17 protein-coding genes and 2 pseudogenes are annotated in these 22,742 nt (G+C 70.6%); 7 read left to right on the forward strand and 12 right to left on the reverse strand.

The window, feature by feature from the left end:
• The first annotated feature begins 128 nt into the window (after positions 1-128).
• Positions 129-296, forward strand: coding sequence for a hypothetical protein (locus MOV08_RS43535; protein WP_275311646.1), 168 nt, complete (start codon positions 129-131; stop codon positions 294-296).
• A 55-nt stretch (positions 297-351) separates the two neighbouring features.
• Here the strand turns inward: MOV08_RS43535 and MOV08_RS43540 are convergent, their stop codons facing one another.
• Positions 352-831 (reverse strand): hypothetical protein, encoded by a 480-nt coding sequence (locus MOV08_RS43540; RefSeq protein ID WP_159030711.1) that lies wholly within the window; start codon positions 829-831, stop codon positions 352-354.
• A 466-nt stretch (positions 832-1,297) separates the two neighbouring features.
• On the opposite strand from MOV08_RS43540, the gene MOV08_RS43545 reads away from it, so the two are divergent.
• Positions 1,298-1,633 (forward strand): DDE-type integrase/transposase/recombinase, encoded by a 336-nt coding sequence (locus tag MOV08_RS43545; RefSeq protein WP_420834331.1) that lies wholly within the window; start codon positions 1,298-1,300, stop codon positions 1,631-1,633.
• 104 nt (positions 1,634-1,737) lie between these two features.
• Here MOV08_RS43545 and MOV08_RS43550 read toward each other — a convergent pair whose 3' ends face one another.
• From MOV08_RS43550 to MOV08_RS43565, 5 genes and pseudogenes are all read right to left on the reverse strand, one after another.
• Entirely contained in the window at positions 1,738-2,316 is a 579-nt protein-coding gene (locus MOV08_RS43550) for a transposase family protein (RefSeq protein ID WP_275305698.1), read from the reverse strand.
• 130 nt (positions 2,317-2,446) lie between these two features.
• Positions 2,447-2,632 carry a hypothetical protein gene (locus MOV08_RS43555; protein WP_078876150.1) on the reverse strand — a complete coding sequence of 62 codons (186 nt, stop codon included), beginning with the start codon at positions 2,630-2,632 and terminating at the stop codon, positions 2,447-2,449.
• 229 nt (positions 2,633-2,861) lie between these two features.
• Positions 2,862-3,407 (reverse strand): acyl carrier protein, encoded by a 546-nt coding sequence (locus MOV08_RS44365; RefSeq protein ID WP_420834270.1) that lies wholly within the window; start codon positions 3,405-3,407, stop codon positions 2,862-2,864.
• A 95-nt stretch (positions 3,408-3,502) separates the two neighbouring features.
• Positions 3,503-7,378: pseudogene (locus tag MOV08_RS43560) on the reverse strand (beta-ketoacyl synthase N-terminal-like domain-containing protein); the annotation flags it as partial.
• Positions 7,378-13,644 (reverse strand): type I polyketide synthase, encoded by a 6,267-nt coding sequence (locus MOV08_RS43565; RefSeq protein WP_275311648.1) that lies wholly within the window; start codon positions 13,642-13,644, stop codon positions 7,378-7,380. The gene MOV08_RS43565 and the pseudogene MOV08_RS43560, both read right to left, overlap by 1 nt.
• A gap of 381 nt (positions 13,645-14,025) precedes the next feature.
• Here MOV08_RS43565 and MOV08_RS43570 point away from each other — a divergent pair, with 381 nt between their 5' ends.
• The 3 genes from MOV08_RS43570 to MOV08_RS43580 all read left to right on the forward strand — a co-directional run bounded on the left by MOV08_RS43570 (position 14,026) and on the right by MOV08_RS43580 (position 15,921).
• Positions 14,026-14,235: a DUF5988 family protein gene (locus MOV08_RS43570; protein ID WP_039628527.1), complete on the forward strand. Its 210-nt coding sequence runs from the start codon at positions 14,026-14,028 to the stop codon at positions 14,233-14,235.
• A gap of 79 nt (positions 14,236-14,314) precedes the next feature.
• Positions 14,315-15,037 (forward strand): creatininase family protein, encoded by a 723-nt coding sequence (locus MOV08_RS43575; protein ID WP_275305693.1) that lies wholly within the window; start codon positions 14,315-14,317, stop codon positions 15,035-15,037.
• Entirely contained in the window at positions 15,034-15,921 is an 888-nt protein-coding gene (locus MOV08_RS43580; RefSeq protein WP_275305692.1) for a RibD family protein, read from the forward strand. The genes MOV08_RS43575 and MOV08_RS43580 overlap by 4 nt, the downstream gene beginning before the upstream one ends.
• A gap of 48 nt (positions 15,922-15,969) precedes the next feature.
• Here MOV08_RS43580 and MOV08_RS43585 read toward each other — a convergent pair.
• The 5 genes and pseudogenes from MOV08_RS43585 to MOV08_RS43605 form a co-directional block, all read right to left on the reverse strand.
• Positions 15,970-16,815: pseudogene (locus MOV08_RS43585) on the reverse strand (lysylphosphatidylglycerol synthase transmembrane domain-containing protein); the annotation flags it as partial.
• Entirely contained in the window at positions 16,788-17,672 is an 885-nt protein-coding gene (locus MOV08_RS43590) for a class I SAM-dependent methyltransferase (RefSeq protein ID WP_275305690.1), read from the reverse strand. The pseudogene MOV08_RS43585 and the gene MOV08_RS43590, both read right to left, overlap by 28 nt.
• Positions 17,672-18,793 (reverse strand): glycosyltransferase family 4 protein, encoded by a 1,122-nt coding sequence (locus MOV08_RS43595; RefSeq protein WP_275311649.1) that lies wholly within the window; start codon positions 18,791-18,793, stop codon positions 17,672-17,674. Before MOV08_RS43595 ends, MOV08_RS43590 begins: the two co-directional genes overlap by 1 nt.
• Complete coding sequence (locus tag MOV08_RS43600) at positions 18,790-19,188, reverse strand: 6-pyruvoyl trahydropterin synthase family protein (protein ID WP_039639791.1); 399 nt, start codon at positions 19,186-19,188, stop codon at positions 18,790-18,792. Before MOV08_RS43600 ends, MOV08_RS43595 begins: the two co-directional genes overlap by 4 nt.
• Positions 19,189-19,190: 2 nt before the next feature.
• On the reverse strand, positions 19,191-20,222 hold the full coding sequence (locus MOV08_RS43605; protein WP_275311650.1) for a zinc-dependent alcohol dehydrogenase: 1,032 nt from the start codon (positions 20,220-20,222) through the stop codon (positions 19,191-19,193).
• Between the two features lie 110 nt (positions 20,223-20,332).
• Between MOV08_RS43605 and MOV08_RS43610 the strand changes: the two genes are divergently transcribed.
• Both MOV08_RS43610 and ribA read left to right on the forward strand, forming a co-directional pair.
• Complete coding sequence (locus MOV08_RS43610) at positions 20,333-21,091, forward strand: CDP-alcohol phosphatidyltransferase family protein (protein WP_275305689.1); 759 nt, start codon at positions 20,333-20,335, stop codon at positions 21,089-21,091.
• Positions 21,092-21,117: 26 nt separating this feature from the next.
• Complete coding sequence (ribA, locus tag MOV08_RS43615) at positions 21,118-21,771, forward strand: GTP cyclohydrolase II (protein WP_039639787.1); 654 nt, start codon at positions 21,118-21,120, stop codon at positions 21,769-21,771.
• Between the two features lie 85 nt (positions 21,772-21,856).
• Here ribA and MOV08_RS43620 read toward each other — a convergent pair whose 3' ends face one another.
• Positions 21,857-22,711, reverse strand: a complete 855-nt coding sequence (locus tag MOV08_RS43620; RefSeq protein ID WP_275311651.1) for an AfsR/SARP family transcriptional regulator — start codon at positions 22,709-22,711, stop codon at positions 21,857-21,859.
• Between the last annotated feature and the right edge of the window lie 31 nt (positions 22,712-22,742).

The raw sequence follows: 22,742 nt of genomic DNA on the forward strand, positions 1-22,742 counted from the left end.
GGGATCTCCTTGGCTCGGGCAGGAGCGGTTGCGTCGGTAGGTACGAGCAGAGCAGCGTGAGGAGTCCGCTGACCTGCCGTTCTACATCGGACGAACTCTCATGTGAGTGCCTGCCGAGGAACTGCCAGATGCTCATCGTCGTTCATCCGGGGACTTCCTGCCACCTCGACTGTCGCGACAAAGAGATGTACCGGCACACCAAGTTCGACCGGATGATCCCCTCGTTCGACGTCGTGGGGGCCCGGCGGTTGCCAGGCCCGCACGACGCATGGGGAAGCCATCCCATCCGTGCGTGACGGGGGACACACATGGATGGGATGGCTGTCTTGGGGCCGGCGTCAGCCGGCCGGGTCACACCTGGCCAGAGGGGCGGGCTCGCCACAACATGACAACCGCTGCCAGCCCTGCCGCGCAGGGGAGTAGACCGGCAATGCCCAGCAGGGGGGACAGGGCCGCATACCCGGTGCTGTCCTTGATGAGGAGATTGAACAGCGCAAGGACGAGCCCGAGGGCGAAGACGACGCTCGCGACAACGGGCACCGACCGCTTCCCCTTCTTCGCCGACCGCAGTGTCCACAGCCACGCCAGGATGCCAACAGCGCCGTTGACGACGAGGTAAATCACCATGGTCTGTTGGTAATTGCTCACCTTCTCGGCGCCGAGTTTAGGATACGCCACGCTGATGTAGTCCGTGTAATCGTCGGTGGCTAACGCGATGAACACGGGGACGAGAATGGTCGTGATCGCCGTGAGCGCCATGCCGGTGTACATGGTTGCGACCGCCTGGCGTGCTTGGGGCGGGACTGACTGCGGTGCTGTGGCTGTGGTCACGAATCCTCCTTGGTAGGTGCGTTATCCGGCATGTTGCTTACCCTCTCGCGCGTTGACCGTTGAGGGATCAGGGAGAACCCTTAGGTATTCCCTGAACCGCTGGGGAGGGATCCCCTAGGGGGCATGAAATCGGCCAATTTCAAGAGGGTGTTTACGAGTGTGCATGGCCTGCAGTGTCTGAGGCATTGAGAGATCGTTCCCCCGTCGGCTGCGTGATCGTTTCCCGGATGGTGGGTTAGCCGGGGCCTGGGGCCTGCGGCTATCTCCAGTTTGGATTCGATCGCTTTCACTTGGGCGGTGAAATATTCGGCCCAGTCGCTTTTGGGGAAGAGGCGGAGGTGCGGGCCGAGGGTGTCGGAGAGCATCCGGCGGAACTGGGCGAGCGGCATTGTCACGTTGAGCCGGCCCATGAGATGACGCGAGTCGGCTGCGCCGCCGGCATCCGCGGCCCGGGGACACGTGGCACCTGGACGAGGCCTTCGTCCGGATCAGCGGCAAGCTCCACTGCCTGGGGCGCGTGGCCGGCCAGGACGGGAACGTCCTCGGCGTTCTCGTGACCGCCAAGCGAGACGCCAGGGCCGCCCAGTGGTTCTTCCGCCGCCTCCTCAGGGATCTTCAGTACGTGCCGCGCGTGGCGGTCGCAGACAAGCTCCGCTCCTCAATCCCTGTCCGCCTTCTCCGATATCTCACCCCGCTTCCGGCTCCGCCGCCACCTGCTCACCGCCCCCGCCTGCCGACGAGCAATGAGCGGCGCTCCACCCCCTGGACGCAGGCTGCCGGCCGCACCCCGGCGACCGCCTGACGACGGCACCCGCCACGCCATCCTGGCCCCAGTACGCCTCAACTCACGCTAGTCAACCGTAAGTTGACACGCCCCGGGTGAACCCACGCTCGACCGGGGCGCCCTCATGGCCGCCAATGCCTTGTCGGAAGCTTCTGACCGTGCCTCAGGGTCCGGTTCCGGGCGGCCTTGTAGCCGGTGATCAACGCCGGGTCGGCATCAGGGTCGCCGTCGTCGAGGCCGACGAATTCCAGGTCGGCCATGGCCTGGAGGCCAGCCGTCCGCAGTTTGGCCGTGAGCTGGTCGTAGCGGCAGACGGTGATCTCCGAGGTGCGTCCGGACCGGGTCGCCGAGACCAACAGCAGACGACCCCGGTCGTCGGTGAGCGCGATCACGAACAGGCCATGGCACTTGTTCTTGCTGGAGTAGTTCTTCCGGTTCTCCTTGCCGGGTCTGCGCCGAGTACGGATGACCGAGCCGTCCAGCAGTACGGCTCCGCCGCCCTTTCGGGCGATCTTCTTCAGGGCGCGGTCCAGGCGTGGGGCGCGGGCGGCCAGCAGGCTGACGACTTCCCGAACCCACCGGGTCACGGTGGTGCGGTGTATGCCGTTGCCGCCGGCCAGATCGCCGGGCCGCTGATCACAGCGCAGTACGGCCAGCACGAGTCCGGCGATCTTCCCCTGGCCGCGGATCGGATTGGCCACGTAGTTGAGGGTGACGCTCGACAGCGGCAGGCGGCGGTATAGACAAGGCCGTCAGGGTCCTCGACGGTGCTCTTCACAGCAAACTCAACTTCCGCTGAGAGGACTCCGGTTACGCCGCATTTCCGCACGGTCACGGCCGCGCGGTGAACCGCCCGTCGCCCCGCTCGTGCAGCCAGCCGCGGTCGGCGAGCTTGGTCATCTTCGCCCGCACCAGCTCCTCCCCCTCGGCCTGGACCTCCTGCAACGTCTTGGCCAACTCCTCTGCAAGCGCGTCCAGTTCACTTCGGCGAGCCGCGATCCGCTCCAGCTCTTGCATACCCACACCCTCCCCGGACATCCCGCCGTACCGGCCCGGCCACGGATCGTAAGAGCGGCAAGGTCCACGGCGCAGCAGAACCCGACAACGGCTCCGGCCGACATGTCAGACGATCTTCAGCGTGGACACCCGCCCGCGACCAGCACGAGTAACCCACTCGACCCTCACACCAGACCCGCAACCTGCAACTTCACGATGCACACCGCTCACTGCTGGTCCTGTCGCCTGGTCATCCTTGAAGTCCTTCGTCGAGCTGCTCTGCCTTGGCAAGGAGGAGTGCCGCGATCTCGCTGTCGGACAGCGCCTCCAGATCGCTCTCCTCGTTCCGGACGAGGGGTTCGGTGGGGGGATGGGACCGTGGCGCTGCGGGCCTCACGCCGGCCCCGGGCGCGGTCACAGACCCGGTCGCCGGGCCGGCTTCCAGCGCGATCTCCATGCGTTCGGCGAGGAACGGCACCAGCGCCTCGATGGTCGGATACCGCCAGCCGACCGTGGCCGGGAGCTTGATACGCAGCGACGTCTGCAACCGCGCACGCAGCTCCAGCGTCCGCATGGAGTCGAATCCCAGGCCGGCCAGCGGCGCCGCCGCATCGATGGGCGCACCCTGCGCCTCCAGCACCTCGGCAGCCAGCTGTGTGACATGCGTGACGAGCAGATGCCGGCGCCGACGGCCTGGCTCGACCTCCAGCAGCCGGCGGCGGATCTCGTCCCCGTCCGCGCCGGCGGTGCTCGTGGGGCGGCGCCACCGCACCGTGCGGTGGCCGTGCGGCACCACACGAAGAAGTCCAACCGCATTTCAGCAGCAGCCTGTTGCAGCTGCCAGGCTGCCGAGGTCAGCAGCCCGGACCGGCCCTCCGGGGAGCCGGCGACGTGCACGACCCCCGCCAGCGGCGGCATGAAATCCGCCACTTGGTCCAGTACGGCGGCCACATCCTGGGGCGTGCCCGCATCGGCGGCCAGCACTTCGACCTGGACGCGTCGGGAGCGCAGCTCCTCCCACGCGGCGTCGTCGCCGTCCGCCACGCTGTGACCCACGAGTGCCAGGTGCCGGGCGCCTTCGTCGGCCAGCCGGCGGGCGGCGGAAAGGCCCGAAGCGCCAGGCTCGCCGGCGATGAGGTAGGTGCCGGCGGCACTGACGGGAGTGTTGCCGGGCACCAGCGTGACCGTCTCGTCGCCGCGCGCCGTGAGCACCAGCTTTCCGACGTGCCGAGCCTGTGCCATGCGGGCGAAGGCCGCCCCCGCCTCGGCGTAGGGAAAGGACGTGACCGGAAGTGCCTCGAACTGCCCGCTTGCGAAGCCGTGTTGCACCACCTCGAACAGCTCGTCGACGATCCGTGGCTGTTCCCACAGTGTCTTTTCCAGGTCGACGGCGAACAGTGAGCGGTTGTCTTTGAAGAACCCCAGCCCGATGGGGCTGTCGTCGTAGATGTCCCGCTTGCCGATCTCGACGAACCGCCCGCCCGGAGCCAGCAGTCCCAGGCTGTGCACCAGCGCCTGGCCGGTGACGGAGTTGAGCACCACATCGACGCCGTAGCCGCCGGTCAGGCGGCGGATCCCGGCGGCGAAGTCCAGGGACCGCGAGTCCAACACATGATCGGGGCTGACGCCCAGTTCGTGCAGCATCCGCCGCTTCTCCTCGGTGCCGGCCGTCGCGAAGACCTCCGCACCGCGCCGCCGTGCAACCATCAGTGCGGCCAGGCCCACTCCGCCGGTGGCGGAGTGGATCAGCACCTTCTCAGCCTCGCGCAGCCGGGCGAGGTACTCCAGCCCGTACACCGCGGTGAGGAAGGCCACAGGGGTGGCGGCCGCCTGCTGGTCGGTCAGGCCCACCGGCCGTGACGTCACCAGGTGTGCCTCGGTCGTGGCGTACGCCGCCAGACCCGAGGTCACCACCGCCATGACCGGGTCCCCGACGTGGCGGCCCTCAACCCCTTCGCCCACCGCGGTGACGCGGCCTGCGCACTCGATACCGAGCGGAACCGACCCGTGGGCACCGGGGTAGGCACCCATGGCCTTGAGCACATCGCTGAAGTTCAGCCCGGCCGCGGTGACCTCGATCTCGACTTGCCCGGGGCCGGGAGGAGTGCGCCGCCACACCGTCGACTCCAGGCTGTCCAGGATTCCGGGCCGCAGCGCCAGGACGCGGTGATTCCCATCCCGCCCGGCGTCGAACGGACGGCGCCGGACTGCCATTTCAGCCAAACCGGAAGCGCGGTGCGGGACGAGGGCCGGCGTGCGACGACCTCCACCACGCAGCACCACGTGCTCCTCGCCGCGGTCGCAGGTGCGCAGCAGCGCGTCGAGGAGACGGGCGGCCTCGTCATCGGCGGGCAGCGGGTCCAGATCGATGAGCGCGGGGAGCGGGGCAGCATGCTCGGCCGCAGCCGCCCCGGCGAGCGCCCACAAGGGGGTCGGGGCGCCCGGGGAGGGCGAGTCCTGTCCCACCACCCGTTGCGCACCACGGGTCAGCAGCGCCAGCCGGGGCGCGCCGTCCATCCCCTCCCGGGCTAGCGCCCGGATGAGGTCAAGTGCCGAGGAGGCACCCGGCAACGGGTGCTGACCTGGCGGGAGCCGGCGGGGCGCGTCAGAGCTGAGCGGGACGTCGTCCAGGCCCCAGGCGTGCACCACGCCCGCACAGGGCTCCGTCTCCTGGCTGCGCAGCTCCTCGAAGAGAGCGGCGAGGTCCTCGCACCGCAGCGGGTCGATCTCGAAGCGGGCGGCGTCCAGCCGCCGGTAGCACTGCCCGGCTCGTACTGTGACACAACGACTGGAACGGGCGGCCAGTTCACCGGCCAGCGCGTCACCCACTCCGGTGCGGTCGGCGAACAGCAGCCACCACCCGGAGCCCGCCGCACGCCTCGTGCCGGTGTCGTCAGCCTCCTGCCAGTGCACCTCGTGCAGGCGCTCGGCGACATCGCCTTCCCTGCCCGCCTCGGGCCGGTTCGGCTGCACACCGGGCACACCGGTCGCCGGGGTGGTGTTCACCTCAGCGGCCGTACGGTCCGCGGGCTGGGGGGCGTAGCGTCGGCGCTCCCACGGGTAGGCCGGAAGATCGATCACGACGCGGGGAAGCTCCACGGGCGCGGCACCGTCGAGGCCCCCTGCGGGATCATGCTCCTGCACCAGCACCGCGTCCGTGGTCTCGCCGGCTGCAAGCGCCTTGAGCGCGTTGAGTGCCAGCTCGCGGTCCGGGGCACTCACCTGGGCGCGCCACTTGTGCCGGGCGCGCCCGGAGGTGACGGAGTACGCGAACGCCGGATAGCTGTCCGCGGGCAGTTCGGCCAGGCGGTGGTGCAGCCGCGCCGCCAGATCACGTACGGCTTCCGGTGTCTTGGCCGACAGCTCGAACCCCTCCACCGGCGTGGTACCGGCCTGTGCCGCCGGCCCGGTGTCCTCGGCCGGGCCGAGGATGAGATGGGCGTTGGTGCCGCCCATGCTGAAGGCGCTGACCGCGACATGGCGGCCGCGCGCATCCCGCGGCCAGGGGGTGAGCTCGGTCGGCACGGTCACGCCGGTGCCGTCGAGGTCGATGAGCGGGTTGAGGGTGGAGAAGTGCGCCAGTGGCGGCACAGCGCCGTGCCGCAAGCACGCAACTGCCTTGAGTAGCGCGGCGATGCCGGCCGCCGACTCCAGGTGGCCCATGTTCGCCTTGACGGTGCCCACGGGCAGTGGGGCGCCGCCGTTCTTGCGGCCCAGCGCGGAGACGATGGCCTCCATCTCGATGGTGTCGCCCATCGACGTGCCGGTGCCGTGCGCCTCCACCAGACCGATGTCGGCCGGGGCCAGCCCCGCGTCCGCCAGCGCCGCCTCCATCAGATTGATCGACGAGAGCACGTTGGGCGCGGTGAACCCGGTCGAGCGGCCGTACTGGTTGACCGCCGAGCCCTTGAGCACGCCCAGGACGCGGTCCCCGTCACGCCGAGCGTCCGACAGGCGCTTGAGGACGACCACTCCGCAGCCCTCACCGCGGGCGAAGCCGTTGGCCCGGGCGTCGAACGCCTTGCACTTGGCGTCCGGTGCCAGCGAACCCAGCGCGTCAAGCTGCTTGGTCATGTGGGGGGACAGCGCGAGGTTGACGCCGCCGGCCAGAGCCACGTCGCACTCCTTGCGGGCGAGCGCCTGCCGGGCGAGGTGGACGGAGACCAGTGACGAGGAGCAGGCGGTGTCCACCGCGATGGCGGGCCCGCCCAGCCCCAGCTCGTAAGCGAGCCGGCCAGCCGCGAAATAGTGCCCGTTGCCCGTCGTCCAGTGGCGGTCGGGGTCGCCGTCCAGCCACTGCCACCAGTCGTGGTTCATGATGCCGACGAACAGACCGGTACGGGCGCCGTCGAGTCGGTCGGCGGGCAGCGCGGCGTTCTCCAGCGCCTCCCAGGCGACCTCCAGCAGCAGCCGGTGCTGCGGGTCCAGGGCCGTGGCCTCCTCGGCACCCATGCCGAAGAACGCGGCGTCGAAGTCCATGACCTCGTCGAGGAATCCGCCACGGGGCACAAGCCGGTCCCACTCCGCGGCGAAGGGCCCTTTGCGCTGCTCGGGCAGCGGCCGCACCATGTCACGGCCCTCGGCCAGCGCCTGCCAGTACGAGTCGAGGTCATCGATGCCACCGGGGAACCGCAGCCCCGCGCCGATGATGGCCAGCGGCTGGCTGCCACCGGCCTCCTCCAGCTGGGCCCGCAGCTTCTTGACCGTGTCCAGCGCCCTGCTCAGCGGGGTGGGGGTGGCGGCGTCGGGCGTGACGTCCATATCCATCAGTCCTTGTCGTCATCGGAGGCCGGGGCGGCGGACAACTGCTCCGCCAGGACGCCGGAGAGAGCGCGTGTACTGCCGTAGGTCCACAGCAGCGTGGGCGAAAGCTTGAGGTCGAACGCTGCTTCGAGCCGGTTGCGCAACTCAAGGCCCATCAGCGAGTCCAGGCCCAGCGCCTTGAAGGGGGTGTCCCGGTCGATGGCCCCGGTCTCCAGGCGCAACACCCGGCCCGCCAGCTCCCGCACCGTGGTCTCCAGCAGCTCGGCCCGGCGCTCGGGCGCGGTCGCGCGCAGTTCGGCCAGGAAGGCACGGCCGGAACCGTCCGCGCCCGGTACGTCCTTGGCCGCCTCCCGCAGCGTGCTCCAGCTCCGCAGGGCGGCAGTGTCCGGATATGCCTCGAACCACTGGCGCACATTGAGCGGTACATAGGAGACGACCTGCTCCTCGCCGGCAAGGAAGCGCTCCAGCGCCTGCCACGCCTCGTGCGTGGTAATGCCGCCCATGCCGCGTTCCGCCAGCCGCGCGCCGCGGTTGGCGTCCTGCGCGGCGAGCCCGGCGTCGGAGAACGGCCCCCACTGCACGCTCAATCCGGGCAGTCCACGTCGGCGGCGGGATACGGCCAGTGCGTCCATGAAGGCGTTGCCTGCCGCATACGCCGCCTGGCCCGCGTTGCCGAACAGGGCGGCGGCCGAGGAGAACAGCACGAAGAAGTCCAGCGGGTCGCCCGCCGTGACGGTGTCGAGGTTACGGGCGCCGGCGGCCTTGGGTGCCAATACCCGTCGCAGCTGCTCGGGCCGCAGCTTCTGGATCGTGGCGTCATCCAGCAGACCGGCGGCGTGCACCACTCCGCGCAGCGGCGGCAGTTGGGCACGCACCCGTTTGAGCGCCTCCTCGTCGGCGATATCTGCCTGGAAGGTGTCCACGCGCACCCCGCCAGTCCGCAGCACCTCGATGCGCGCGGCGGCCTCGGGGTCCGGCGCGGAGCGGCCGACCAGCGCCAGCGCACCGGCTCCCCGCCCGGCCAGGAACTCGGCCAGGGACAGGCCGAGCGCCCCCAGACCACCGCTGATCAGATACGTGCCGTCGGCACGGAAGCGGCCGCCCGGCATCGGCTCCGGCGCCACCGCGCCCGCGGAGTCCGGATCGACGAGCACGGCCGTACCGATGCGGCCGCCTTCCGACAGCGCGCGCCATGCCTTCTGCGCGTCGCCGAAGGAGTACGTCGTCACCGGCGGCGGAGTCAGCCGTCCTTCCGCCACCAGTGCCCAGACCTCGGCCAGCAGCCGGGAGAACCGCTCGGGCCTGCGCACGATGAGTCCGGCCAGGTCCACGGAGACGAAGCTGATGCCCTTGCGGAACGCAGCCAGGCTCACCGAGTGCTTCTCCCGCCCGTCCCGCATGCCGACGTCGAGGAAGTGCCCGTCCTCGGCCAGCACGTCCAGGCCGTGCTCCAGGGCCGCGCCGACGAGGGAGCCCAGGACGGCGTCCACCCCCCGGCCTACGGTCGCCTCGCGCACACCATGGGCCCACGACAGGTCACGGGAGTCGAAGACGCGCTCGATACCCAGCCGGGTGAGATGGTCCCGCTGCTCCGTGCCCGAGGCCGTGGCGATGACCTCGGCACCCAGCACCTGTGCCACCTGGACCGCCGCCAGGCCCGGCCCGCTCGCCGCCTCGTGGATCAGTACGGTCCGTCCCGCGCCCAGCCCGGCCACCTCGTGCAGTGCGTACCAGGCGGCCGTCAGCGCAGAGGGCAGCGCCACGGCAGTGGCCTCGTCCATGTGGCCGGGCAGCGGGAGTGCGTGGTCGGCGCGGAGGATCTGGTACGAGGCGAGCGCACCGGGCGCGCACCCGACCACGCGGTCGCCCTCGGCGAAGCGGGTCACGCCTTCGCCGACACGGGTTACCACACCCGTCGCATCCAGTCCGTAGAGCTCATCGAAGCTTTCGGTGAAACGCGGGACATCGGTGGTACTCACCGCCGCGGCGCGCACAGCGATCTCGATTTCGCCGGGAGCCGGCGCCCGCCGCCCCAGCGGCCGACACTCCAGCGGTTCCGCAGCGCCCAGGCGGGCGGCGGCCAGCCGGAACGGCTGCGGCGGGGTGTGCCAGGCGGGCTCCGATCGCGGATCGGCGGAGCCGTCCGGGCCACGCAGCAGCCGTCCGGCGAAGCGGTCGGTACCACGTAGCGCGACCTGGTCCTCCTCGTCCTCGGCAAGCAGTTCGGCAGCGCAGTCCGCCGCCCACCCCGCCTCGCCCGAGCCCAGGTCGAGCAGCAGCGGCCGCAGCTCCGCGTGCTCGCGGCGCAGTACCCGGCCGAAGCCCCAGTACAGGGCGGAGCCCGCATCGGGCAGGTCGGCGGCGAGCGCCGCCTGCGCGCCGGTGGTGACCACGGCCACGCGCGGCGGCGTGGGCAGCGTCAGACAGGCACGCACCAGTGCGGCCAAACCGAGCAGTCCCTCGCGCTGTGCCTCCAGGCCGTCGTCAGCCCGCGGCGCGAGGAAGGCGACGCCCGTCACCTCACCGGCGGCACAGAGACGTTCGGCCCACACCGCCTCGTTCACCGCGTCGTCCCCGCTGACCACGGCCGTGGCCGTGTGGGCGCCGAGCGCACCCAGCGCGCCGGCCAGCGCGCCGGCCGCATCGATACCGCTGCTGGGCGCGCACACCGCCCACGTACCGTGCACGGTGCCCCGCGGCTCCGCGACGGCACGCGGCCGGGAGGTGAAGACCAGGCGATGGATACGGTCCGTTTCGGCGCCCGCCACCTGGGCGGTGACGGCCAGCGGCGTCAGGCGCAGCCCCTCCATCACGAGCAGGGGCCGGCGGCCGGCGTCGTAGAAGTACACGTCGAACAGCAGGTGGCCGCGGCATACCGCGTACGACCACACCTCCACGACCGGCTCGGCGAGATCCTGGAGCAGGTGAACCCGGCGCACACTGGTCGGCACCACGGCGTCCGCCTCCTCGGCGAGCGGCAGCGACACCTGCATCGCACCGTCCCACAGGGCCGGGTGCAGATCGCGGGCCCGGGCGCCGGCCAGGCACTGTTCGCTCAGGTGCACCTCGGCCAGCGTCTCGCCCTCGCCCCGGCGCACGCCGTTCACCCCGCGGAAGGCCGGTCCGTAGTTCAGGCCCTTGGCGGCGCAGGAGGCGTAGAACTCCTCGGCCTCCATCGGGGAGGCCACCAGCAGGTGTTCGGGGAATCGCGGCACCGCCACCTCAGGGGTGAGTGTGGGCGGCAGGGCACGGGCGACGGCGTGTTCGGTCCAGGCCGTGGCTCCCGGCGGCAGGGAGGCGAGTGTGAAGGACCCGCCTTGGGCGGGCTCGTCGCGCCACTGGACGCTGACCCTGGCCGCGTCCTCGCTCAGGGTGAGGTCGCTGCGGAACGCGATGTCGGCGAGCGCGCCGGGGAGGTCTCCGGTGCGGGCCAGTGCCGTGCGTACGGCGAACGCCAGCATCGCGGCGCCAGGCAGGACGACGGCGTCGTGCACCTGGTGGTCGCGCAGCCAGGGCTGGTCCTCCAGCGCCACCTCCAAGGTTCCTGTCCAGCGATCCTGTTCGGTTACGGACGGAGCCAGCACGATGTCCAGGCCGGGCTGCCGGGCCCCGCGGCGACCGGGCCGGATCCAGTGGGCAGTGCGCTGCCAGGGGTAGCCGGGCGCCGGGGCCCATGCCTTGCGCGGCAGGGAGTTGAACGGTGCAAGTCCCGCCACATAGGCACGGGCGAAGGACTCGCACAGATGCTGCGGCGATCCGCTGTCGCGCCGAAGGGTGGACAGTACCCGCGGGGGAGAGGTGCGCTGTGCCGCCAACTGCTCGATGGCTGGGGTGAGTACGGGGTGCGGGCTGATCTCGACGACATGGGTGACGCCGTCGTCGAAGACCTTGTCCAGTGCGTCGGCGAACGCCACCGGGCGACGCAGGTTGTCCACCCAGTAGCGGGCGTCGAGCTCACAACCGCCCAGCGCCGTCAGCCGCACCGTCGACAGCAACTCGATCGTGCCCTGGCGAGGGGTCACCGGGCCCAGTGCGGCCAGCAGGTCCTCCTCCAGTTCGTCCATCTGCGGGCTGTGCGAGGCGTAGTCCACGTTGACCAGGCGGCAGAACGTGCCCTCCGCCTCCAGGATTTCCTTCAGGACCTGAATCAGCTCGCTGTCGCCGGACAGCACGCAGGAGCTGGGGCCGTTGTTCACCGCCAGCGACACCCCGTGCTCAAAACCCTTGATGGCCGCCCGGGCGCCTTCGACGTCCAGATCCACGGCGAGCATCAGGCCCTTGCCGGACGTACGGCGGGCTATCGCGCTGCGCCGGGCCATCACCAGCGCGGCGTCCTCGTAGGACAGCGCGCCGGCCACCGTGGCGGCGGTGACCTCGCCCTGGCTGTGCCCGATGACCACGTCCGGCTCGACGCCTGCCGCCCGCCACACCTCGGCCAGGCTCACGGAGACGGCCCACAGGGTCGGCTGAAGCATGTCGATGCGCGAGAGCCACTCCTCACCGGCCTCGCCCGCCACGATCTTGACGAGATCCCAGGGGAAGTGCGGCTCAAGCGCCTTGGCACAGCGCTGGATCACCGCGGCGAAGACCGGGTCGGTGGCGAGCAGTTGGCGGCCCATCCCCGCCCACTGCGATCCCTGCCCGGGAAAGACGAAGGCGACACGGCCCGCTTCCTCGGCGGCTCGGCCGCTGACCACACCGGGAAGCTCCTCATCGGGCCCGGCGGCGTAGCGGGTGAGCCGGTCGTGAATCTCTTCGGGGCCGGTGCCGGTGAAGGCCGCCCGGAAGGGGAAGTGGTCGCGCTGCCAGGCCAGGGTGCCCGCCAGGGCGGGCAGCAACGCGGCACCCTGGGCGGCGAGGGCCTCGGCCACCCCCAGCGCCCGCTGCTCCAGCGCCGCCTGCGAGTGCGCGGACAGCGGCAGCACCAGGCGTTCTCCCGCCGTCCCGGAGCACGGTTCGCCTCGCTCGGTGGGCGGTGGACTCATCACGCAGACATGCGCGTTGGTGCCGCCCCATCCAAAGGAGCTGACCCCCGCGAAGAGCCGCCCGTCGGCGGGCAGCGGGAGCCGCTCGCGCACCACGTGCAGATTCAGCTCGTCGAAGGGGATGTCGGGGTTGAGGACCTCGGAGTGCAGACTTGGCGGCACCGTGCGGTGCTTGAGCACGAGCATCGCCTTGACCAGGCCCGCCATACCCGCACAGGCTTCCAGGTGCCCGATGTTGGTCTTGACCGACCCGATGGGCAGCGGCCCCATGGCGCGACTGCGCGGCTGCCCCAGGACGTGGCCGATGACCCCAGCCTCGATGGGGTCGCCGCGCTTGGTGCCGGTGCCGTGGGCCTCCAGGTAAGCGACCTCGTCGACGGGGATGCCCAGCCGGCCGTACACACTGCGCAGCAGGTCTTCCTGGCCGGCCGGGTTCGGGGTGACCAAACTCTCCCCGCCGCCGTCGTTGTTGACCGCCGTCCCCGCGATGACGCCGTGGATGCGGTCGCCGTCCTCCACAGCGCGGGCGAGGGTCTTCACATACAGAGCCACCACGCCCTCGCCGCGGACGAATCCGTTCGCGGAGGCGGAGAAGGTCTGGCAGCGGCCGTCGGGGGACAGTCCGCCGAAGTGTGTCAGGCCGATCATGACGTCGGGGGTCAGCATCACGTTGACCCCGCCCACGACGGCCGCGTCGATCTCCCCCTGCCGCAGGGCCTGTCCGGCCAGGTGCAGCGCCACCAGGGAGGACGAGCAGGCGGTTTCGACGGCCATGCTAGGGCCGGTAAGTCCAAGGAAGTAGGAGACCCGGGCGGCGATGACGTCGAGGGCGGCGCCGACCGCGCTGTGCTGGGTGGCCCCGGCCCCGCGGTCCCTGCGCAGGATCTCGTAGTCGTGCCACTGCGCTCCGACATAGACACCGGTCCGCGAACCCGCCAGCGAGCCGGCCGGTGTTCCGGCGTCCTCCAGCGCCTGCCAGGTCGTCTCCAGCATCAGCCGCTGCTGAGGGTCCAGCGCCTCGGCCTCGCGGGGGGAGATCCCGAAGAAGGTGGCGTCGAACCGGTCGATGCCGGAGAGGAACCCGCCCACGGACTGGATGCGCTTGTGGGGGTCCAACTGGGCCCCACTGTCCCAGCGTTCGGTGGGCACCGGCCCAATGGCATCGTGCTCGTCCAGCAGCCGCTGCCAGAAGGCGCCGATGTCGTCAGCTCCCGGGAAACGCCCCGCCATACCGACGACAGCGAGGAGTCGGGCCGGATCCTGAGTCACATGGTCTGCGTGCATTACCTCTTCCTCGGCTAATTCCTCGGCTGTCGCACGGGACGCTGGGCGGTGGCGTGAACCACTCGTGCGCGAGGTCTCAAATGCGCTGGGGAAAGGGGCGTCGACCGGTGTGGGCGCGATATGCGGATGCTTGGTGCGCCGGCGGTTCTGCTCGCCCATGACGAGCATGCACGGCTGTTCGAGAAAGACGCAACCAGGAAATGGCAGCCGCTGTACCGCGCCAGGCCCGGTAGCCTGTCGCAACAGTTGGCCAGGTCCGGGCCGAACTGTTCAACCATCCACTTCGGGCAGTTGAACGCATGTCGGTGAAGCAGCCGGCGGCACCGCGTTCCACGAATCGGTCGAGTCAGAGAAACGAGCCGGCACACGAAGGGAACTGTCATGGCGGAAATCAAGGTTGTACTGGTTGGCGGCCCTTCCTATTTCCCTGACGACCAACGAGTGCAGTACGCCCCCTCGCTCACCGAGACGTTCAAGAAGCGCTTCCGGAACGGCTATGAGCACTTCGTGCATCAGGGGGCCTTCCACACCGTGGAAGGCGAGGAGCTTCCGGCCCTGGAGTGGACGGCCCGGACAGCCATCGCGGAGTGAGCACGACGCCAACGGCGCCGGGAAGACGGCGTTCCCGTCGCGAGAGCGCCGTCACGGCACATCGGTACCCTCTGTCATCATGATCAACTTCCCCTACCCGCTGCCCTCGGACACCACATCCGAGGTGGACGAACGCGCTGCGGCCGTGGCCCTGCTGCCCGTCGGCAGTTACGAACAGCACGGCCCCCACCTGCCGTTGGTCACCGACACCCTCATCGCGTGTGCCATCGCCGACCGTCTCGCCGCCGCCTACCCCGTCCAGCAACTGCCGCCCCTGACCATCTCGTGCTCGCACGAACACGAGCGCTGGCCCGGCACGGTGAGCATTTCGGCGACCACGCTGCACGCGGTGGTATCCGACATCGCCGCCTCACTGCGCCGCGGCGGCACCACCGCCCTCGTCGTGGTCAACGCCCACGGCGGCAATCACGTCCTGCGCAACACCGTCCAGGAGAGCACGGCGCGCGGAGAGCGGATGGCACTGTTCCCCACCGCGGACGACTGGCGAACAGCGGCCGAGGACGCCGGGATACACACCGACGCGCACAGTGACATGCACGCCGGGGAACTGGAGACCTCCATCCTCTTGCATGTCGGCCCCCAACTGGTCCGTATCGGCCATGAATCGATGGATCACGTCCACGAAGACCGCAGGCACCTGCTCACCCTGGGCATGGATGCCTACACCGCCTCCGGCGTCATCGGCCGCCCCTCGCTGGCCTCGGCGGAGAAGGGACAGCGGCTGCTCGCCGGGCTGACCGAGTCCTTCGCCGACCATCTGAGCGCGCTCGGTGTCCGATGAACCGGCCACTGCTGGAAGCCGAAGAGGCATGGGAGAGGCTGCTGTCCGTCCGCACCGAGTCGCAGGCCGAGGCCGCGGGGTTGTGTCGGCGGCCGGACGGCAGCCGACGGTGGCGGCAGCCCGCCACACCCGAAGCGCACCACCTCGCCGAGGTGTACGCCCCGCTGTGCCTGGCCGGCCCGGGCCTGGTGTTCGCCCAGCTCGGGCAGAGCGTGGACGGATTCATCGCCACCCGCACCGGCCATTCCGACTACGTCACGGGGCAGCAGGACCGCCTGCACCTGCACCGACTGCGCGCCCTGGCCGACGCTGTCATCGTGGGCACCGGTACAGTCGTGTCCGATGACCCGCAGCTGACCGTGCGCGCCTGCCCTGGCCGCAACCCCGTACGGGTCGTCCTCGATCCACGGGGCCGCGCACTGCACCGGGCACCGGGCGCACAACTGTTCACCGATGGCCGTGGCCGGACACTGCGTGTGATCGGCCGGGATGGCCCGGAGGACGACCAGAAGGCGAGCAGTGCGAGCCCGGACGTCCTGCGGGTGCCCTGCGGCGAAGGAGGGTTCGCACCACACAAGGTGCTGGCCGCGCTCGCCGCACGCGGGCTGAGCCGGATCCTGGTCGAGGGCGGCGGCGTGACCGTCTCCCGCTTCCTACACGCCCGCGCCCTGGACCGGCTCTACGTCACGATCGCCCCCGTCCTGCTCGGGGACGGCGTGCCCGGTCTGCGCTTCTCCGGCCCCGACCGTATGGACGGGGCGCTACGCCCCTCGGTCCGCACCTTCGCGCTCGGTGAGGACACCCTCTTCGAACTGGATCTGAGAACCCGTGCGACGCCCGGCCAGGGAACGGACGGCCAGCACCCCGGCGCCAGGCAGGCTTGAGACGAGCGCGAGCACCCCGTACACCACGGAGGCGGCCAGGCCCTGCCGGGCCCCCAGCCCGGCAGCGCCGAACACCAGCGCGCACGCGCCCTCCCGCGGTCCCCATCCGCCCAGACCCACCGGCAGCGCCATCGCCATCAGAGCGAACAGCAGCAGCGGCACCAGCGTCGCTACGGACGCCGTGACCCCCGCCACCCGCGCGGCCATGACGAACAGCCCCAGATGACCAGTCAGCGTCAGCACGGACAGCACCAGCACGCCCGGCAGGACGTCGCGGCCGAACAACCCCACACGCACCTCCGCCAGCACCACGGCCAGCGCCCGTCGCCACCGCGCCGCACCCCACCCCCGCCACAGCACCAGCGCGAGAGCTCCGGCCGACACACCCAGCACGGCCGCGGTCACCGACAGCGGGACCCCTGCCGCGCCGACAACCGCCGGCAGAGACGGTCCAGCCACCAGCGCCAGCAGCCCGGCGGTCACCAGCACCATCTGGCCCGCGCAGCGTTCCAGGACCACGGCCCGCACACCATGGCCCAGCGCCCCGGATTCCTTGCCGTGTCGCATCCCGCGGTACACATCGCCGAGCACGCCTCCGGGCAGTACGGCGTTGAGGAACAGCGACCGGTAGTAGTCCGCCACCGCCGTCCCCAGCGACAGTTCGAGCCCCAGCCGCCGGGCCACCAGACACCACCGCCAGGCAGCGCACACAGTGGTCGGCACACTGACCGCGAACGTGGCCACGACGACCAGGACGTCGATGTGGGCCAGCACCTTCAGGAACTGCGTGCTGCCCACTTCGTACGCCACGGCCACGAGGAGACCGAGGACGGCCGGTATCCGCAACCGCCCCCACAGCGTGCGGGTCACAAGGTCACGCTCCCCAAGGAGCACGGGAGCGCGAGCAGATCACGGTGCCCGACGGTGACCCGCAGCGCACCGGACCGGCACTGGACAAGCCGTCGGCTGACATAGCGCTCGCTGCACCGGGCCAGGGCCGGGCGCTGCGCGCAGGCCGCCGCGACCCAGCCGAGCAGCCACTGTTCGGCCAGACCTGCCTGGTCCGCCCCCAGCCGCCACGGGCTCACACGGGTGTGCACCCGCGCACCGTGCCGCTCGAAGGCAGCCGCCGCCACGTCGACGGCGTCCGGTCCGAGCAGCCGTCGCCCACCGTCGTTGCGGCGCTGGTGGGCGTTGAAGGCGGCGGTGAATTCGGCGTCCAACGGGTCGGCGGGCTCCAGTACGACCTCGCCCACGACGGACAGCGCCAGCAGCACCGGGCAGGCAGCCTCGGCACAGGCCGAGGCGAGTCGGTGCACCTCGTCCTCGGTGAGCAGGTCCAGCAGAGCCGACCCGCACACCAGCGCCGTACCCGCCAGGTCACCCGAGCTCAGCCGGGTGATGTCCCGCTGTTCGGTGGTCACTTCGACACGGCCGCCGTCCGCACTGCGGCGTGGCATCCGCGCACCGACGCGGGCCAGCAGAGCCGGGTCGCGATCACACATGATCCAGCGCTGCGGGCCGCCGAGCCGTGCGGCCAGCCAACGCCCCATCGACCCGGTGCCACAGCCCAGATCGCGGAAGGCAGGCACCTCGCCTGGCCGGCGCACGCGGTCCAGATACGCGCGCAGCGGGCCGAGCAGCTCAGGGGCGCGGGCCGCGGCGTCGGCCGGTTCGCGCAGCGTCAGCCACTGGGAGGCGAAACGGGGGGAGCCGGGGGTGCCGGCCAGGTTCGAATCGGCAGTGGTCATCAGGCCCTCCGGGGCTCGCGGCCGAGGCGGCTGAGCACCTCGGCCAGCCGGCGGGACGTTCCCTGCCAGCCATCCAGCGCGGTTCGTCGCCGTAGTGCCGAGGCCGCCAGCTGACGACGCAACACCGGATCGGTGAGCCAACGGCGCAGCGCCGTGGCGAGCGCGCGCGCATCCTGTGGCGGCACCAGCAGGCCCGGCACACTCCCGTCGCAGGCCCGCCCCAGTGTGTCGGGCACTGCGTCCACCGCCGAGGCCAGTACGGGTACCGCGCGGGCCAGCGCCTCGGTCACCACCATCCCGTACGTCTCAGCACGAGACGGCAGCACCAACAGGTCCGCGGCGGCGTAGCTGCCCGCGAGCCGCTCGCCGGTGCGCACTCCCCCCAGCCGCACCCGACCGGTCAGCCCCAACTCCCCGATGCGTTCACGCAACCGCCCCGTGTACACCGGGTCCCGGTCCCCCGCTCCCACCAGCTCGCAGCGCCACGGAAGTCCGGCGACCGCCGCCAGCGCATCGACCAGCAGATCCTGCCCCTTGCGGGGGATCAGGGCGGCTACGCACAACAGCTGCGGAGTGCCGTGGCTGCCGCGGGCGGGTGGGGCGGGGTCGATGCCCGGCGCGGCGTAGTACACCCGGTTCGGATCAAGCCAGTGACGGTCCGTCAACTGTCTTGCGGCCCACGGGCTGGTCGCGACGACCGCGCTCGCGGCGCGCAGTGTCTCTCCCTCCCGCCGCTCCAGCTCCGCGGCCACGCCGGGCGCCAGCCCTGTTTCGTCGGCCAGCGGGAGGTGCACCAGCACCGCCAGGCGCAGCCGCCGGACCTGTGGCACGACGATCTCGGGCACGCCACAGGCCACCAGGCCGTCCATCAGCACGACGGCACCGTCGGGCAACTTCGCCAGCGCCTCCGCCAGTTCGGCGCCCGCCGCCGTGCCGGCCCGCGGCCAGCGGCCCCGGACCGGCACCTCGTGCACCGACCAGCCCGCCGAGGGCAGCTCCTGGCAGACGCGGCGGTCGTAGACGTTGCCGCCACTGGGAGCAGCCGGGTCGTCCACGCCGGCGGGCAGGACCATGTGCACGGTGGGGGCGGATGCCGCCGCGTGGCCCACGTCCCAGCTCACAGCGGCCGCTCGTAGGACGCCCAGGCGATATGCGACTCGTGCAGCGTCACGGCTATCGAGTCCAGGCCGAGCGCGCCCTTCCCCAGGGCACCGGCCCGTACCCGGTCGGCGATCCGGTCGGCGACGGCCTTGGCCAGGAACTCCGTGGTGGTGTTGACCTCGGCGAAGGCGGGGGCGTCGTCGAGATTGCGGTAGTTGAGCTCGCCGAGCACAGAGCCCAACTCGACGCCGGCCCGCCCGATGTCGACGACGACGTTGTCGACGTCCAGTTCGGCGCGGCGGAAGGTCACGTCCACCACAAAGGTCGCGCCGTGCAGCCGCTGCGCGGGTCCGAAGATCTCGCCGCGGAAGCTGTGCGCGACCATCATGTGATCGCGGACGGTAATGCTGAACAAGGTCACTCTCCGGAGCCAGGGACCGCAGCCGTCTGTTCGTCACAGGTGCGGCCGTAGGTGATGCGATGACACAGGGCAGAGATCTCGCCGTTGGCGATGCGGGGCATTACACGGGGAAGCTCCTCGAAGTCGGATTCACCAGTGAACAGGGCGTCGAACACAGGGTCGCTCAGCAGGTGCAGGGCCAGTGACATCCGGTCCGTGAAGCCGCGGCGGACCCGCCGGCCAGCCGGAACCGCACCCACCTGGCTGCTGCGCAGCACCAGTCGGCGGGAGTGGAAGGCCGCGCCCAGCGGCACACTGACCCGGCGGTCTCCATACCAGCTCAGCTCGATGACCTCGCCTTCCGGGGCGAGCAGTTCAAGGCAGCGGACGAGCCCGGCCTCGGACGCGCTGGCGTGCACGACCAGGTCGCACTCCCCGTTGGCCCCTTCGGGAAGCGCGAAGTCCACTCCGAGCGCCCGGGCGACGGCGGCCCGTGTGGGATCGGCATCGACCAACTGCAGCCGCACGCCCGGGAAACGGCCGAGCAGGGCAGCCACGCAGCAGCCGACCATCCCCGCGCCGACCACCGCGATCCGGTCACCGACCAGCGGTGCCGCGTCCCACAGCGCGTTCACCGCGGTCTCCACCGTCCCGGCGAGCACGGCCCGCTGAGGCGGCACGCCATCCGGCACAGGTGTCACCGCACTCGCCGGGACCACATACCGGGTCTGGTGCGGATAGAGACAGAAGACCGTACGCCCCAGCAGCGCCAAGGCGTCTTCTCCACAGCCCTCTTCGACCACCCCCACATTGAGATAGCCGTATTTCACGGGCCCGGGAAACTCCCCCTCCTGAAAAGGTGCCCGCATCGAAGCCCGCTGGCTCGCGGGAACCCTGCCGTCGAAGACCAGGGTTTCGGTTCCTCGGCTGATGCCCGAATACAGCGTACGGACCAGTACATTTCCCTCATCGGGCGCGGGTACGGACCCCGGGCGGATCTCGCCGAGACCGGGGGAACGGAGCCAGTAGGCGCGGACTGCGCACTCCATCGGCATCCTCCAGAACAACAATGGGCCGACAACTCACGACACGTCGTATCGCCATGGCGACAAGTACCGTAAGCAGCTCCTTCGAACTCCGCCACACTCCGACAGGAGACATGTTGATCACGCAAGACGGCCGCCGCCCGGACGCGTTGATCCGGCAGGCGCTCACCGGAACGGCCGCCCAGCTCGCCCTCCTGGCGCTGCTGGGGTCCACCGTCGGCCTGGGCGCGGTGGGATGGCTGGCCGGAACGGCCGCGGCCGTCACCGTCTGGGCGGTCCTCATACGCGCCCTGCGCAGGTCCGGGGCACTTTCCTTGGGGCCGGCCGACCGCGTGACCGTGGCGCGGGCCACGCTCATCGGCGGCGTACTGGCGCTGGTGGCCGACTCCGGTCCGCACTCGGCACCCCTCGCTCTCGTGGCCCTGTCGGTACCCGCCTTGGTCCTCGACGCGGTCGACGGCAAGGTCGCCCGGCGGACCGAGACGGCCTCGGCTGTGGGAGCGCGTTTCGACATGGAGATCGATGCGCTGCTCATCCTCGTGCTCAGTGTCTTCGTCTCCACCTTCTACGGCGTGTGGGTGTTGGCCATCGGCGCGATGCGGTACGCCTTCGCCGCCTTGGAGCTGACTCTGCCGTGGATGCAGGCGCCGCTGCCGCCGAGTTTCGCCCGTAAGGCCGTGGCTGCTGCCCAGGGGATCGCCCTCGTCCTCGCCGCTTCCACACTCCTGCCGAATCCGTTTGGGGCAGCCGTGGTTGGTCTGTCCCTGGCCCTGCTGGTGTGGTCGTTCGGGCGCGACACCATATGGTTGTGGCAATCCAGCCGTTCCCAACTCGGCTTGCCCCGGCTCCGCCTGGGCGGAACGGGCGAATGATCAACCGCGCGGGTACGATCAAGCGCATGGCAGACCAAGCTCTCGCATTAAACGGTGTTTCGCGGATATCCGGGATCGAGCGGGTGGTGGATGTCCGGATGCCCACCGAGTACGGCGAATTCGTCGCCGTCGGCTATCTGGACCGCAGCACCGGGCAGGAGCAGATAGCCCTGGTCCACGGCGAAATCCAAGAGCATGCGATGCTGACCCGGGTCCATTCGGAATGCCTTACCGGAGACGCCTTCGCTTCCCGGCACTGTGAATGCGGCGATCAGCTTTCCGCCGCGCTTCAGGCCATTGTCGCCGAAGGGCGCGGAATCCTTCTCTACATCCGGGGCCACGAAGGGCGCGGCATCGGCCTGCTGGCCAAGCTCAAGGCGATGAAACTACAGTCCGAGGGCCTCGATACCGTCGAGGCGAATCTGGCACTCGGGCTCCCTGTGGACGCTCGCGATTTCAGCGTGGCCGCCGAGGTTCTCCACGACCTCAACGTGCGCTCCGTCCGCCTGATGTCGAACAACCCGCGAAAGCAGGAAGCGCTGGAGGGAAACGGCATCACAATCGCCGAACGGGTCCCACTGCTGGCGACCCCGCACAAGGAGAACCTCCGCTATCTGCGCACCAAACGGGAGCGCCTGGACCACATCCTTCCGCAGCTGGACGGCTTGGCTGCCCACTGAGACAAGAGCGACGTTCGCCAACCAGCCTGGCCGACACCGCAATCCGGTGCCGGCCACGTCGCTGTGCGCCGTCCGACTGCGGGCGTCACCCGCCTGTGCCGGTCGTCGTCGACGTCATCAGTCGGCACCTCTCCGGGCGGGCGGGGGCACCGCCGGACCGGTCCCACAGCAGAGCCGGATCGCTGCCGGCCCGGTCCAGAATGTCGGCCCGCAGTCGTTGGAGATGGGCCGGGGGCTCAACGCCCAACTCGCGCTGGAGGATGGCATGGAGATTCTGATACGCCTGCAGCGCCTCGATACGGCGGCCCGAACGGTACAGCGCCGTGATCAGCTGGCCGTGGAACCACTCGTGAAGCGGATAGTCGGCCACCAGCGTCCGCAGCTCCGGCAGGTGCTCCTTATGCCGGCCGAGCTGACCGGCGATATCGATCCGCAGCTCCAGTACACGGATCCGCAGTTCCTCCAACCACCCGAGCCGGCCCAGCAGCACACCGCCGACCGGGACGTTGCTCAGCGTCGGGCCGCGCCACAACTCCAGTGCCCGCTCCACCAGGTCGGCCGCTCGCTCCCACGCCCTGGCCGCGAACTCCCGCTGCGCCCGCTGGACCAGCCCTTCCATCGTCAAGGCATCCACTTCGGTGTCGTCCACCTGGAGCCGGTAGCCGGGCGCCTCGGTGAGCAGCAGGTCCCGGCCCGGTTCGGTGACTCGCTCCCCGGCCAGCATCTTGCGCGCGTGGTAGACGTGCGTCTGCAGCGTTCGCAGCGCGCTGCCCGGAGGGCTCTGGCCCCACAGCTCTCGGGCCAGTACATCCACCGCTACCGCCTCGCGGGGCCTGAGCGCCAACAGGGCCAGCAGCTGAGAGATCTTCGGTGCCTTGGGCGCATACGTTCTCCCGTCATCGGTCCTGATTTCGAACGGGCCAAGAAGGTTGAATCGCACGGCGTATGCTCCCGTTCCGGTCCGGTCGGCG

It is taken from the genome of Streptomyces yunnanensis, from assembly GCF_029011865.1.
Taxonomy (GTDB): domain Bacteria; phylum Actinomycetota; class Actinomycetes; order Streptomycetales; family Streptomycetaceae; genus Streptomyces; species Streptomyces yunnanensis.

Excerpts from the sequence above, each read along its gene's own strand:
- MOV08_RS43535 (WP_275311646.1), top strand. The coding sequence starts at position 129 with ATGCTCATCGTCGTTCATCCGGGGACTTCCTGCCACCTCGACTGTCGC.
- MOV08_RS43555 (WP_078876150.1), bottom strand. The coding sequence starts at position 2,632 with ATGCAAGAGCTGGAGCGGATCGCGGCTCGCCGAAGTGAACTGGACGCG.
- MOV08_RS43565 (WP_275311648.1), bottom strand. The coding sequence starts at position 13,644 with ATGCACGCAGACCATGTGACTCAGGATCCGGCCCGACTCCTCGCTGTC.
- MOV08_RS43570 (WP_039628527.1), top strand. The coding sequence starts at position 14,026 with ATGGCGGAAATCAAGGTTGTACTGGTTGGCGGCCCTTCCTATTTCCCT.
- MOV08_RS43575 (WP_275305693.1), top strand. The coding sequence starts at position 14,315 with ATGATCAACTTCCCCTACCCGCTGCCCTCGGACACCACATCCGAGGTG.
- MOV08_RS43580 (WP_275305692.1), top strand. The coding sequence starts at position 15,034 with ATGAACCGGCCACTGCTGGAAGCCGAAGAGGCATGGGAGAGGCTGCTG.
- MOV08_RS43590 (WP_275305690.1), bottom strand. The coding sequence starts at position 17,672 with ATGACCACTGCCGATTCGAACCTGGCCGGCACCCCCGGCTCCCCCCGT.
- MOV08_RS43605 (WP_275311650.1), bottom strand. The coding sequence starts at position 20,222 with ATGGAGTGCGCAGTCCGCGCCTACTGGCTCCGTTCCCCCGGTCTCGGC.
- MOV08_RS43610 (WP_275305689.1), top strand. The coding sequence starts at position 20,333 with ATGTTGATCACGCAAGACGGCCGCCGCCCGGACGCGTTGATCCGGCAG.
- ribA (WP_039639787.1), top strand. The coding sequence starts at position 21,118 with ATGGCAGACCAAGCTCTCGCATTAAACGGTGTTTCGCGGATATCCGGG.